The sequence below is a fragment of the Tabrizicola sp. genome (genome assembly GCF_030694085.1).
Classification (GTDB): domain Bacteria; phylum Pseudomonadota; class Alphaproteobacteria; order Rhodobacterales; family Rhodobacteraceae; genus Tabrizicola.
In genome coordinates, this window is the sequence record NZ_JAUXZE010000082.1 from 246,755 (window position 1) to 259,735 (window position 12,981).

The 12,981-nt window shown below is 65.3% G+C and carries 13 protein-coding genes and 1 pseudogene; 7 read left to right on the forward strand and 7 right to left on the reverse strand.

Annotated features, from left to right (window positions below; translation table 11 throughout):
* Positions 1 to 98: 98 nt before the first annotated feature.
* The 7 genes and pseudogenes from cysQ (at position 99) to Q8M85_RS19835 (ending at position 7,988) form a co-directional block, all read left to right on the forward strand.
* On the forward strand, positions 99 to 887 hold the full coding sequence (gene cysQ, locus Q8M85_RS19805) for a 3'(2'),5'-bisphosphate nucleotidase CysQ (RefSeq protein WP_305547803.1): 789 nt from the start codon (positions 99 to 101) through the stop codon (positions 885 to 887).
* Entirely contained in the window at positions 884 to 1,675 is a 792-nt protein-coding gene (locus Q8M85_RS19810; protein WP_305547805.1) for a manno-octulosonate cytidylyltransferase, read from the forward strand. Before cysQ ends, Q8M85_RS19810 begins: the two co-directional genes overlap by 4 nt.
* Before the next feature lie 189 nt (positions 1,676 to 1,864).
* Positions 1,865 to 2,761, forward strand: coding sequence for a UTP--glucose-1-phosphate uridylyltransferase GalU (gene galU / locus Q8M85_RS19815; protein ID WP_305547808.1), 897 nt, complete (start codon positions 1,865 to 1,867; stop codon positions 2,759 to 2,761).
* Positions 2,762 to 2,928: 167 nt separating this feature from the next.
* On the forward strand, positions 2,929 to 3,852 hold the full coding sequence (locus tag Q8M85_RS19820; RefSeq protein WP_371135312.1) for a glycosyltransferase family 2 protein: 924 nt from the start codon (positions 2,929 to 2,931) through the stop codon (positions 3,850 to 3,852).
* A gap of 31 nt (positions 3,853 to 3,883) precedes the next feature.
* Entirely contained in the window at positions 3,884 to 4,894 is a 1,011-nt protein-coding gene (locus Q8M85_RS19825; RefSeq protein ID WP_305547811.1) for a glycosyltransferase family 2 protein, read from the forward strand.
* 29 nt (positions 4,895 to 4,923) lie between these two features.
* Positions 4,924 to 6,603 (forward strand): annotated as a pseudogene (locus Q8M85_RS19830) (beta-1,6-N-acetylglucosaminyltransferase).
* Positions 6,600 to 7,988: a nodulation protein NodH gene (locus tag Q8M85_RS19835; RefSeq protein WP_305547814.1), complete on the forward strand. Its 1,389-nt coding sequence runs from the start codon at positions 6,600 to 6,602 to the stop codon at positions 7,986 to 7,988. Before Q8M85_RS19830 ends, Q8M85_RS19835 begins: the two are co-directional and overlap by 4 nt.
* Before the next feature lie 157 nt (positions 7,989 to 8,145).
* Here the strand turns inward: Q8M85_RS19835 and Q8M85_RS19840 are convergent, their stop codons facing one another.
* From Q8M85_RS19840 to Q8M85_RS19870, 7 genes are all read right to left on the reverse strand, one after another.
* Positions 8,146 to 8,610, reverse strand: a complete 465-nt coding sequence (locus Q8M85_RS19840; protein ID WP_305547817.1) for a PTS sugar transporter subunit IIA — start codon at positions 8,608 to 8,610, stop codon at positions 8,146 to 8,148.
* 34 nt (positions 8,611 to 8,644) lie between these two features.
* Complete coding sequence (hpf, locus tag Q8M85_RS19845) at positions 8,645 to 9,220, reverse strand: ribosome hibernation-promoting factor, HPF/YfiA family (protein WP_305547820.1); 576 nt, start codon at positions 9,218 to 9,220, stop codon at positions 8,645 to 8,647.
* 213 nt (positions 9,221 to 9,433) lie between these two features.
* Positions 9,434 to 10,189, reverse strand: coding sequence for an LPS export ABC transporter ATP-binding protein (gene lptB / locus Q8M85_RS19850; protein WP_305547823.1), 756 nt, complete (start codon positions 10,187 to 10,189; stop codon positions 9,434 to 9,436).
* Complete coding sequence (locus Q8M85_RS19855) at positions 10,189 to 10,674, reverse strand: LptA/OstA family protein (RefSeq protein ID WP_305547824.1); 486 nt, start codon at positions 10,672 to 10,674, stop codon at positions 10,189 to 10,191. The genes lptB and Q8M85_RS19855 overlap by 1 nt, the downstream gene beginning before the upstream one ends.
* Positions 10,675 to 10,696: 22 nt before the next feature.
* Positions 10,697 to 11,299, reverse strand: coding sequence for an LPS export ABC transporter periplasmic protein LptC (gene lptC / locus Q8M85_RS19860; protein ID WP_305547826.1), 603 nt, complete (start codon positions 11,297 to 11,299; stop codon positions 10,697 to 10,699).
* Between the two features lie 2 nt (positions 11,300 to 11,301).
* Entirely contained in the window at positions 11,302 to 12,264 is a 963-nt protein-coding gene (locus Q8M85_RS19865) for an SIS domain-containing protein (RefSeq protein ID WP_305547828.1), read from the reverse strand.
* The gene (locus Q8M85_RS19870; protein WP_305547830.1) at positions 12,245 to 12,859 is read right to left on the reverse strand and encodes a ribonuclease D; all 615 of its coding nucleotides are present in this window, start codon (positions 12,857 to 12,859) and stop codon (positions 12,245 to 12,247) included. Before Q8M85_RS19870 ends, Q8M85_RS19865 begins: the two co-directional genes overlap by 20 nt.
* Positions 12,860 to 12,981 lie beyond the last annotated feature (122 nt).

The following is a 12,981-nucleotide window of genomic DNA, read 5'->3' on the forward strand; positions in this document are numbered from 1 at the left end:
TCCTTCCGGCGGCATCCTGCATCAGGAAATCTTGCCGTTCCGTTGACGCCGAAGGATAAGGGCCGCGAAATCGATGATCAATCGCCGCAGGAGACGTGATGGATTTTACCCAGGCAGTGCCGCTTTTCCGCCGACTGGCGCTGGACGCGGGCGCACGTATCCTTGAGGTCTACCACGGCCCGGACTTCGAGGTCCGCGCCAAGGGCGACGCCTCGCCAGTGACCGAAGCCGACGAGGCGGCGGATGCGGTCATCTCGGCCGGTCTGCGGGCCGCCTTCCCCGATGTGCCCCTGATCACCGAGGAACAGGCCGCCAGCCACGCGCTGACCGCCACCACCTTCTTCATCGTCGACCCCCTGGACGGCACCAAGGAGTTCGTCCAGCGGCGCGGCGACTTCACCGTCAACATCGCTTACGTGCGCGACGGTATCCCCACCCTGGGTGTCGTCTACGCCCCCGCCAAGGGGCGGCTGTTCTACACCCTGCCCGACGGCACTTCGGTCGAGGAAACCGGCCCCTTCGGCCCCGAACCCGGCCCCCAGACGCCGCTTCGGGTTTCCACCCCCGACAACGCCGCGCTGATGGTCGTCGCCTCCAAGTCCCACCGCGACCAGGCGACCGACGACTACATCGCACGCTACGCGGTCAAGGACATGACCTCGGCCGGGTCCAGCCTCAAGTTCTGCCTGGTGGCGACGGGCGAGGCCGACCTTTACCCCCGCCTTGGCCGCACGATGGAATGGGACACCGCCGCCGGGGACGCCGTCCTGCGCGGGGCAGGGGGCCATGTCGTCCGCTTCGACGACCACACACCGCTCGGCTATGGCAAGCCTGGCTGGGACAACCCGTTCTTCATCGCCTACGCGCCGGGGGTGGTGCTGAAATGAGCACCCTGATCGCCATCCCCGCCCGCTATGCCAGCACGCGCTACCCCGGCAAGCCGCTGGTCACCCTGCGCGGCCCCGACGGCGACAAGACCCTGATCCGTCGCAGCTGGGAGGCAGCGATGGCCGTCCGAGGCGCGGACCGGGTCGTCGTCGCTACGGACGACGCCCGAATCGCCGACCATGCCTCCGCCTTCGGCGCCGAAGTGGTGATGACCTCGCAGGGCGCGCGCAACGGCACCGAACGCTGCGCCGAGGTGGCCGCGCAGCTTCCCGGCTTCGACATCATCGTGAACCTTCAAGGCGACGCGCCGCTGACACCCCCCTGGTTCGTCGAAGACCTGATCGCGGGCCTTGACGCCGACCCGCAGGCCCAGATCGCCACCCCGGTTCTGCGCTGCGACGGGCAGGCGCTTGCCAGCCTGCTGGCCGACCGCAAGGCGGGCCGCGTCGGCGGCACCACGGCGGTCTTCGACACACACCACCACGGGCTATATTTCTCCAAGGAAGTCATCCCCTTCACCTCTGCCCCCTACGCGCCCGAAGCCCCCACCCCGGTCTTCCACCACGTCGGCGTCTACGCCTACCGACCCGCCGCGCTGGCAGCCTACCCCACATGGCCGCTGGGCACGCTGGAGCAGCTTGAAGGCCTGGAGCAGCTTCGGTTCCTGGAAAACGGCCATCCCGTGCTTTGCGTTCAGGTCGAGGCCCGCGGCCGCCAGTTCTGGGAACTGAACAACCCCTCTGACGTTGCGATAATCGAAAGGATGCTTTCCGCCGCACCTGGCTGATGAATCCCTGACTTGACCTGCGGCCATAGGTCCGAACGGTCATCGGGACGACGTTTTTTGGTGCGAAACCTTGCCACATCGGGCAGGTTACCAATATTGCCGCGGCTCTGCCCGCATAAGGTCAGATTCGCCAGCCAATGCATTCGGACCAAAGCTATTGATCACGACCAGACGGGGTTAGGACGAGTCATGAAACCGAAGAAGATCACCAAGGCAGTGTTTCCGGTCGCCGGTCTGGGCACGCGATTTCTGCCGGCCACCAAGTCGATCCCGAAAGAGATCATGACATTGGTCGACCGGCCGCTGATCCAGTACGCCATCGACGAAGCCCGCGCCGCCGGGATCAAGGAATTCATCTTCGTCACCTCGCGCGGCAAGTCCGCGCTTGAGGACTATTTCGACCACGCGCCGGAACTGGAATCCGAACTCCGCCGCAAGAACAAGACCGACCTTCTGGAGATCCTCAAGGACACCAACATGGATTCGGGCGCCATCGCCTATGTCCGGCAGAACCGGCCGATGGGTCTGGGCCACGCCGTCTGGTGCGCCCGTCGCCTGATCGGGAACGAACCCTTCGCCGTCCTTCTGCCCGATGACGTGATCGCCGCCGAAAAGCCCTGCCTGCAACAGATGGTCGAGGCGCATGCCGAAACCGGCGGCTGCATGGTCGCAGCGATGGAGGTCGCGCCAAAGCGGACCTCCAGCTACGGCATCCTCGACATCGCCGAGGACGACGGCCAGATCGTCAAGGTCAAGGGCATGGTCGAAAAGCCCAAGGCCGGGGACGCGCCCTCGAACCTGGCCGTGATCGGCCGCTACATCCTGACGCCGCAGGTGCTGACCAACCTGAACAAGATAAAGCAGGGCGCGGGCGGGGAAATCCAGCTGACCGACGCCATCGCACAAGAGACAAAGAAAAAGGGCGGCGTCTTCGGCCTGCGCTTCCGCGGTCAGCGTTATGACTGCGGCTCGAAGATCGGGTTCCTGCAGGCGACCGTCGCCTTCGGCCTTTCGCGGCCCGAGTTTGGCGAAGAGTTCGCCAGCTTCCTGCACGAGATGGTGGCGATGCAGAAAGCTGCGCAATAGGTCGGGGAACGGTCACGCGCCTCGCCGATCTGCCCCATGCCTGCCCCATCGGCACGCTGGGCGCGCCGCCCGGCGGCATTGCGGGCGCGCTTCTGGCCCTGAAGCTTCGGACCCGCCGCCAGCGCCTGCTGCTGCGGGCGCTGGAGCGTCGTCGCCAGCTTTCCGTGGTGCAGGACCGGACGGCGCAAATTGGGGCGGGCGACATCCTCTGCTTTCTCTGCGTCCGCAACGAAGCCGACCGCCTGCCGCATTTCCTGCGCCACCATCGCGCGCTGGGGGTCCGGCACTTCCTGGTGGTGGACAACGCCAGCACCGACGGCTCGTCGGACCTACTGCGCGACCAGCCGGATCTGTCGCTCTGGCACACCCAGGCCAGCTACAAGGCCTCGCGCTTCGGGATGGACTGGCTGACCTGGCTGATGATGCGACACGGGTCGGGCCACTGGTGCTTGACGCTGGATGCAGATGAGCTGCTGATCTACCCCTATTGGCAGACCCGTCCTCTGCCTGCCCTCACCGGATGGCTGGGCACCCAGGGCCGCGACAGCTTTGGCGCGCTGACGGTGGACATGTATCCAAAGGGTCCGGTGTCCGAAGGCAAGGTGGGGCCAGAGGACGACCCGACCGACCACCTGGGCTGGTTCGACGCCGGGAACTACCAGGTTCAGGTCCAGCCGCGGATGCGCAACCTGTGGATTCAGGGCGGCGCGCGCGCGCGGGTGTTCTTCGCCGACGCCCCCCGCCGCGCGCCGACGCTGAACAAGACCCCGCTCGTCCGCTGGCATTGGCGATATGCCTATGTGAACTCGACCCACGCGCTGCTGCCACCACGGCTGAACCAGGTCTATGCAACCGATGGTGGAGAGTTGACGTCTGGTATCATCCTGCACACGAAATTTCTTCCGGGGATTACCGAACGTTCCGTCGAGGAGAAGGCCCGAGGCGAGCATTTCGGCAACGGTTCCCAGTACTCTGCCTACTACGACCACCTCACCGCCAACCCGGTGTTGCATACGAAGGCGTCGACCCGCTACACCGGCTGGCGACAGATGGAGGCTTTGGGCCTGATGTCGCGGGGCGGCTGGATATGACGGGAACAGACTCCAGCCCTGGAGGCAGGCAATGGGCCTGATGACGCTCGCCCGGCTGCGCAGCAAGCGCCAGTACCTGCTGGTGCGCGCTTTTCGCCGCGGTCGTCAGCTGACCCCCGTCGCAGACCGTACCGCCAGCCTGCCCGCCCAGCCGATCCTCTTGTTCTCGACCGTCCGCAACGAACGTGTGCGGCTGCCGTATTTCCTGACCTACTACCGCCGCCTTGGAGTCGATCACTTCCTGATCGTCGACAACGGCTCGACCGACGGCACTCGGGACTACCTGGCCGACCAGCCTGATGTGTCGGTCTGGTCCGCCACCGCCGGCTACAAGCAGTCCCGCTTCGGCATGGACTGGATGATGCACCTCTTGCGTCGCCACGGGCATGGCCGCTGGTGCCTGACCGTGGACGTCGACGAATTCCTGGTCTACCCGTTCTGCGAGACCCGCCCCCTGCGCGCCCTCACCGACTGGCTCGACAGCGCCGAGACCGCCAGCTTTGCCGCAATGATGCTGGACATGTATCCCAAGGGCGCGATGCACGAACAGCCCTACCGCGAGGGGCAGAACCCCTTCGAGATCGCCCAGTATTTCGACAGCGGCAACTACGTCATCAGCCGTAACCCGCTGTATCGCAACCTCTGGATTCAGGGCGGCCCCCGCGCGCGCCTCTTCTTCACCGACCGCCCCAAACGCGCCCCCGCAATGAACAAGACGCCCCTGGTCAGATGGGACCGCTCCTACGCCTATGTCTCCTCGACCCACATGCTGCTGCCGCGCCGCCTGAACCTTGTCTACGACGACCAGGGTGGCGAAAGACCGTCCGGCGTTCTTCTCCACGCCAAGTTCCTGGACACCTTCGCCGCCAAGGCCGCCGAAGAACTGGCCCGAGGCGAGCATTACGCCCAAAGCGACGAATACCGCGCCTACCGCGAAGGGATCAGCCGCGAACGCGATCTTTGGTGCAATTGGAGCGAGAAATATGTCAACTGGAGACAACTGGAAATCCTGGGCCTGATGTCGAAAGGAAACTGGGCGTGACCCTCCCTGGCGTCAAAATGGGCGTGGTCATGCTGTGCCACGCAGCACTGGACCGGGCCGCGCAACTGGCCCGGCACTGGGCTGATCATGGCTGCCCGGTGGTGATCCACGTCGACGCCCGCACGCCGCAACCGCAGTTCGACGGCCTCCGCGCCGCGTTGAAGGACCTGCCCGACATCCGCTTCACGCCGCGCCTGCCCTGCGAATGGGGCACCTTTGGCATCGTCCAGGCCACCAAGGACGCCGCGACCCGGTTGCTGGCCGACTTTCCCCAGGTCAGCCACATTCTCCTCGCCTCCGGCTCTTGCCTGCCGATCAAGCCGGTCCGCGCGTTGCAGGCCCACCTTGCCCAGCACCCTGACACCGATTTCATCGAAAGTGTCACCACGGCGGATGTCGGCTGGACCATCGGTGGGCTGAACGAGGAACGCTTCACCCTGCGTTTCCCCTTCAAATGGAAGACCCAGCGCCGCCTCTTTGACGGCTACGTCAGCCTGCAACGCATCCTGCGGTTCCGCCGCCGCCTGCCCAAAGGTCTTGTCCCGCACCTTGGCAGCCAGTGGTGGTGCCTGACCCGCCCCACGCTTCAGGCCATCCTCGAACACCCCGACCGCGCCAGGATCGACCGCTACTTCAAACGGGTCTGGATCCCCGATGAAAGCTATTTTCAAAGCTTGGCGCGCTAGGTATCGACTCGCATCGAAAGTCGCTCGCTGACCCTGTCAAAGTTCGACTACCAAGGTCGGCCCTATATCTTCTACGACGATCACCTTCACCTTCTGCGCCAGGCCGACTCCTTCATCGCCCGCAAGGCCTGGCCGCAGGCTCGGCTCTTGTACCAGACCTTCCTCACCCCTGACGGCGACCGCGCCCACGCGCCCGAACCCAGCCCCGGCAAGATCAACCGCCTCTTCGCCAAGGCCGTCGAACGCCGGGTCAACGGCCGCCCCGGCCTCTACATGCAAAGCCGCTTCCCGATCCGGGCCCGCGGCGGCACCCAGTCCGCCGCACCCTACGGCGTCTTCTCCGGCTTCGCGCCGCTGTTCCCCGAGTTTCAGCCCTGGCTTGCCCGCGCGCTGGAGGCGCGGGTCCACGGCCATCTCTTCGCATTCGACCGCGTCCAGTTCGCGGGCGGAGAATCCGTCTTCAAGGGCGGGCTCTCGGACAGCCCGACCCTGCGCGACTACAATCCGCGCAGCTTCCTTGCCAACCTGATCTGGAACACCCGGGGCGAAACCCAGTGCTTCCAGTTCGGCCCAGAGGATGAACAGGACATCGCCCCGACGATCGCTTCCGATCAAAACGCCTCGATCTTCGTGATCTCGGGCGCCTTCGCCGTCCCGCTCTGGCAATCGGGCCGCAGCGCCGCCGAAGTCCGCGCCGAGGCCGCGCGCCTGCAGAAGGTGGAAAGCGACTTCATCCACCTATTGAAGGGCCCGGAAACCAAGGCCCGCACCCGCATCTGGTCGCTGACCGAGTTCATCGAGAACCCGGCCGAGCCGCTGGAGCAGCTTGTCGATCTTCTGAACCCCCGCGGCGCCCATCGGATGACGGACCTGCCACAGCTTCTGGACCTGCACGGTTTCGGGGGCTTCCTGCAGGACCTGCGCAATCAGGGTATGGCCCCGGTCCTCATGGGGGACTTCCCCTCGGACGCCGAGCTTGCGCTGCCCGCGCCCCCCTTCGCCCGGCCTCGCGTCGTCAGATGAGCCGCTTCCACGCCTTTGTCGTCTTCGCCGAAATGCGCACCGGGTCGAACCTGCTTGAGGCGAACCTGAACGCTCTGCCCGGCGTCCACAGCCACGGCGAGGTTTTCAACCGCTACATTCTGGGCAAGAAGGACCGGACCGAACTTTTCGGCATCACGATGGAGGACCGTGACCGCGACCCGCGTCCCCTTCTTCGCAAGCTTCGTGAAAACACCGAGGGCCTGCCCGGTTTCCGCTTCTTCCACGACCACGACCTGCGCATCCTGGACGACGTGCTGCCCGACCCCGGCTGCGCCAAGGTCATCCTGACCCGCAACCCTTTGGAAAGCTACGTCAGCTGGAAGATTGCGCAGGCGACCGACCAGTGGAAGCTGACCAACCCCAAGCGGCTGAAGTCCGCCAAGGTCCGCTTCGACGTGCCCGAGTTCCTCACGCACCTGCAGGACATCCAGGCCTTCCAGCTTCTGATCCTGAACGCCCTGCAGACGACGGGCCAGACCGCCTTCTACCTCGACTATGACGACCTTGGCTCGGTCGAAGTGATGAACGGCCTGGCCGCCTTTCTGGGCGTCGAAGCGCGGGTCAAGCAACTGGACGACACGCTGAAGAAGCAGAACCCCGGCCCGCTGGAGGACAAGCTGGAAAACCCCGAGGCGCTGGCCGAAGCCATCGCCGCCGTCGATGTCTTCAACCTTGGCCGCACCCCCAGCTTCGAGCCGCGCCGCGCCGCAGGGGTGCCCACGGCACTGGCATCCGAAGCGGGCCTGCTGTTCTTCCCCATCCGTTCGGGGCCGCAGACCGCAATCCGCGACTGGTTCGCCAGCCTCGGCACCGTATCTGAAGGCTTCGAGCAGAAATCGCTTCGCCAATGGAAGCGCAAGCACCCGGGCCATTGCAGCTTCACCGTGCTGCGGCATCCCTTGCTGCGCGCCTACGTCGCCTTTCGCCGCAAGATCGTGATGGGCGACGCGCAGGACCTGCGCCGCATCCTCATCAACGGCTTCCTTGCCGAGTTGCAGCCCCCCGGCGAACCCTTTGCAAGCGTCGAGGCCGAACGCGCGGCCTTCCTGATCTTCCTAAACTACTGCCGGCTTGCCGTCGGCGGCCAGACCGGCGCCCGCGTGGACCCCAGTCTGGCCAGCCAGACCGCTCTGGTGCAGGGCGTCGCCAGCTTTCAGCCGCTTGATCATCTGCTGCGCGAGGATCGTTTGGCCGAGGGCCTCGCCCATCTGGCCGCCGGGGCGGGCGTCGCGCCGCCGGTTGTGTCGGCAGACCCCGCGACGGAAGCGTTGCTCTCCATCTGGGACGAACCGCTCGAAACCGCTGCGGCCGAGGCCTACCAGCGCGACTACATGGGCTTCGGCTTCGCCCGCTGGCGCAAATGACGGCTCCTCGTTCGCCTTCGGCTTCTCGTCGCAACGCAGCGAGGAGTGACGAAGTCATCGACGAGCGATCCCTGGGCGCGGGTTAAGAAACTCCTAACGCCCGAGGCCAAGTATCTGATTTCAATGATGGATCAGCGATTGTCCACCGTGGACAGGCTCACGCCGCCTGCGGAGCCCTCGCCTCGGTCAGGATCGCATACAGCTTCGCCGGGTCCGAGTTCGCCCGCAGCTTCGTCACCACCGACGGATCCCGCATCGTCCGGCTGACCAGGGCCAAAGCCTTCAGATGGTCCACCCCGGAATCCTTTGGCGCGAAAAGGCCGAAGACCAGGTCCACCGGCTGCCGGTCGACGCTGTCATAGTCCAGCGGCTTTTCCAGCCGCAGGAAGACGCCGATGATCCCTTTCAGGTCCTCAAGCCGTGCATGGGGCAGGGCGATGCCATGCCCCACGCCGGTCGGGCCCAGCGACTCGCGTTCCTGCAGCCCGTCGATCGCCGCTGCCCCGCTCAGCCCATAGGCCTGCGACGCGATCTCACCCAGCTCCTGAAACAGCCGCTTCTTGGAGGTGAATTGCCCGACAACCCGAACGGCGCCTGGCACAAGTAGCTTGGATAGTTCCATGAGGGGGCGTTGTTCCTGCGCTAGTCCGGGCGCGTTACTTTGCGTTTCGAGGGTCGATCCAACCGATGTTCCCGTCTTCCCGACGGTACACGACGTTCACGCCCCCATGTCCTTCGTTGCGGAACACCAGCATCTTCTGACCTGCCAGCTCCATCTGCATCACGGCCTCGCCGACGGTGATCGAAGGGATCTTCGTCTCCATCTCGGCGATGACCACGGGCTGCAGGCTGTCAGGCTCAGCTTCCTCGGCGTCCTCGGTTCCGGCGAGGATATACGAGGACGCCCCGCCGAATTCAACCGGTCCCGGACGGTTCGAATGATGGTTGCGGATCCGCCGCTTGTAGCGCCGCAGCTGCTTGTCCAGCTTTTCGCGGCAGGACTCGAATGCCGCATAGATCTCGGCGGCGTGGCCTTTCGCCTGGGCGGTCAGGCCGGTGGACAGGTGGATCACCGCCTCGCAGACAAACTCATGCGCAACCCGCGAGAAAACCACGATACATTCGGTCGGGCGCTGGGCGTACTTCTCGACCACCTCGCCCATTTCGGCCTTCACATGGGTCTGAAGAGCCTCACCGACGTCGATCTGTTTCCCACTGATCTGATAGCGCATGGCCTCTCCTTTCACATGCATTCCGGTACGATCCGGGTCAGCCCGACCGAACCGATCCCCTACACAAGAGATGGAAGGAACGTTGCGTCACGCAAGGACCGCCGACTGAAGACTTCGCGGCACGACGGATCAAACCGAGGGCAAATGACGCTCGCATTGAGGGTATTTGGCGCAGCCCTGCCCCCGGTTGTCAACCGAATCGATGACGCAACTTCAGACGATGCGGAAGTTCTCGCCCAGGTACACGCGACGCACTGTTTCGTCGCGCACGACCTCGTCCGTCGTCCCGCTCATCAGCACCTTGCCGTCGTGCAGGATATAGGCCCGATCCACGATCTCCAGCGTCTCGCGGACGTTGTGGTCGGTGATCAGAACCCCGATCCCCCGGCTTTTCAGGTCATGAACCAGGTGGCGGATTTCCCCCACCGCGATCGGGTCCACCCCCGCGAAGGGCTCGTCCAGCAACAGATACTTCGGGTCGGCCGCCAGACAACGCGCAATCTCGACCCGCCGCCGTTCGCCGCCCGACAGCGCCAAAGCAGGGGTCCGCCGCAGATGGGTGATCGAAAACTCGCTCAGCAGCTCCTCCAGCCGCTCACGCCGCTTGTGCCGGTCCGGCTGCACGATCTCCAGCACGGCCAGGATGTTGTCCTCAACCGACAGGCCCCGGAAGATGCTGACTTCCTGCGGCAGATAGCCGATTCCCAGCCGTGCCCGGCGGTACATCGGCAGCGCGGTCACGTCCTTGCCGTCGATCAGCACCTGCCCGCCCTCGGGCATCACCAGGCCAGCGATGGAATAGAAACACGTCGTCTTGCCCGAACCGTTCGGGCCCAGCAGGGCCACGACCTCGCCCCGGCGCAGCGTCATCGACACATCCCGGATCACGGGGCGCTTCTTGTAGCTTTTGCGCAAGGACCGGATCTGCAACCCGGCCTGGCCGTCGGTTACCTTCAATTCAGGAGGCATCAGTTGCCCCCCGGCTGGAAGGTTGTCGTCACCCGACCCTCCATCACGCCGGTCCCGTCCTTGAGGTTGATGGTCAGCTTCTGCCCCGCCATGGCCGATCCACCTTGCGTCAGCAGCACATCGCCGGACAGCACGATCACCCCCGAGTCGATGGTATAGACCGCCTCCCGCGCCTCGGCCGCGTCGCCAAGGTTCGTGACCGTGACTCCGCCCGAAGCGATCAGGCTGGCGATGTCGTTCTGCTCGGTGCCGTAGGTGACCTTCACCTCGCCTGCGGCCAGCTTCATTTCGCCCTGAGTGACAACCACGTTGCCGCTGAAGACCGCCGTCCCGTCGGCGTTGTTCACCATAAGCTGATCCGCAGCGACCTGCACCGGAAGCGTGGTGTCCTGATCCAGCTCGCCGAAGGCGATCTCCTGCTGTGCCTGGGCGACCTGTGCCGCCAGCGCCAGGGTCAGGACCAGAAAACCAAACCGGAATGTCATGCGTCGAACCTCTGCAGCGGGGTCAGCTGCCCGGTTGGTATACCAGCCGGACGCTACCCTTGAAAACCAGAACATACGCTCCCGGGGTGCGGTTGTCCTGACTAAGCACCATACCTTCGGCCGTGATAACGCCCGCAGGTCCCGTCGCCTTCACCGGCGCCCGACTTTCCAACCCCGTCCGGTCCAGCCTGGCGGCAACTTCCGCCGTCTCCAGCCGGTAGCCGGTCGAGGTCGTCAGGGTGACCCCGCCCGACAGAACCACCTGGCGCGAGGTGTCGTCCATCCGCGCCTCGGCCGCAACCAGTCCGGTCCTTCCGCCATCCGGGGTGGCAAGGTCCAGCCGAAGCCCCGCCGCCTGCGCGGGTTGACCCTCGGCCGCAGGTTGCGCCTCATCGGCGGACAGCGTCAGCGCCGAGCCGTCCTCGGTCGTCCCGGCATAGGTCGGAGCGGTCATCCGGGGCTCGCGCGCCAGGTCCTCGACGTCGACCTCGGCATAGGGCAGGGCGGCCTCGGGGTCGATCCGGCGGGCCACCAGGAACAAGGTCGACAGGATTGCCAGCGCGGCCAACGGCAGGACGACCTTCAGCCAGACCACCACCCGCGTATGCCGGTCGACCTGTGCCATTCTCAGACGACGCCTGCCCGCAGGCAGTCGTGGACATGGAGGATGCCGATCGGGCTGCGGCTCTCGGGGGCCGTCACCAGAAGGCAGGTGATCTTGCGGTCGTTCATCAGCGCCAAGGCCTCACCCGCCAGTGCGTCGGGACCAATGGTGCGCGGGTCTGGCGTCATGACTTCGCCCGCCACATGCAGCATCAACCCTTCCAGGTGGCGTCGCAGGTCGCCGTCGGTGATGATTCCGGCCAGGTCACCTTGCCGGTTGGTCACACCCACAACGCCGTAGCCGCGCTTGGTGATCTCCAGCAGGGTCTCGCCCATCGGCAGGTCGGCGGCGACCAGCGGCGGGTCCTTGTGCATCAGGTCGCCGACCTTCAGCAGCCTCGCCCCCAGCTTGCCCCCGGGATGGAACATGCGGAAATGCTCGGGCGTGAAGGCGCGGTGTTCCATCAGCGCGATTGCCAGGGCGTCACCCAGGGCCAGCGTCATGGTGGTCGAGGTGGTGGGCACGATGCCCTTCTCGCAGGCTTCGGGCACATCGGGCAGCAAGAGGCCGACCGTCGCCTGCCGCATCAGGGTCGATCCATCCCGACTGGTGATCCCGATCATCGGGATGCCGAAGCGTTTGGCATGGGCTAGGATGTCGGCCAGTTCCGGCGTCTCGCCAGAGTTCGACAGCACGATCAGCACGTCGCCCGCAGCCACCATACCCAGGTCACCGTGGCTGGCCTCTGCCGGATGGACGAAGTGCGCCGGCGTGCCGGTCGAGGCAAAGGTCGCCGCGATCTTGCGGGCGACATGCCCCGATTTCCCCATGCCCGACACGATGACGCGCCCCTTTGCGGCCATCAGAAGGCCCACGGCTTTCGCAAAGCTGTCGTCCAGGGCGTCGGCAAGCGTCTTCAGCGCCCCGGCCTCGCGGCGGATGACGCGTTGTCCGGTCGCGAGAAAGTCAGTGGAGGAAGATGTCATTGGTGTCTTCCCAACCCATCAGGTCCAGTTCGGCCCGCGTTGGCAGGAAATCGAACAGCCGCTGTGCCAGGCCCAGCCGGTCCTCGCGGATCAGCCGTGCCTCCAGTTCCGCCTTGAGTTGGTGCAGGTACAGGACGTCCGAGGCGGCGTAATCCTTCTGTGCGTCGGTCAGGATCTCGGCCCCCCAGTCGCTGGTCTGCTGCTGCTTAGAGACATCCACGCCGACGAGGTCAGCCAGCAGATATTTCAGACCATGCCGGTCGGTGAAGGTGCGGATCAGCTTCGAGGCGATCTTGGTGCACCAGACCGGCGCGGTGGTGACGCCGAATGCCTTCTTCATCACCGCAATGTCGAAGCGGCCGAAGTGGAAAAGCTTGAGCGTGGCAGGATCGGTCAGCAGGCGTTCCAGATTCGGGGCACGGGTCTGGCCCTTTGCGATCTGCACCAGATGGGCGTCCCCGCTACCGTCGGAAAGCTGCACGACGCAAAGCCGGTCGCGGCGCGGGTCAAGGCCCATCGTCTCGGTATCAATGGCAACCACGGGGCCAAGGATCAGGCCGTCGGGAAGGTCGGACTTGTGCAGGTGAATGGCCAAGGGGGTGCTCGTTGTTCCTGAGTGCAGGTTCCCGATTACGCCTGCGGCCCCAAAGGGTCAACTGCGGCCCTCCCGACACCGCACGCGACGAGCGGTTGAATCAAGTGGGTGATCCCAGGACA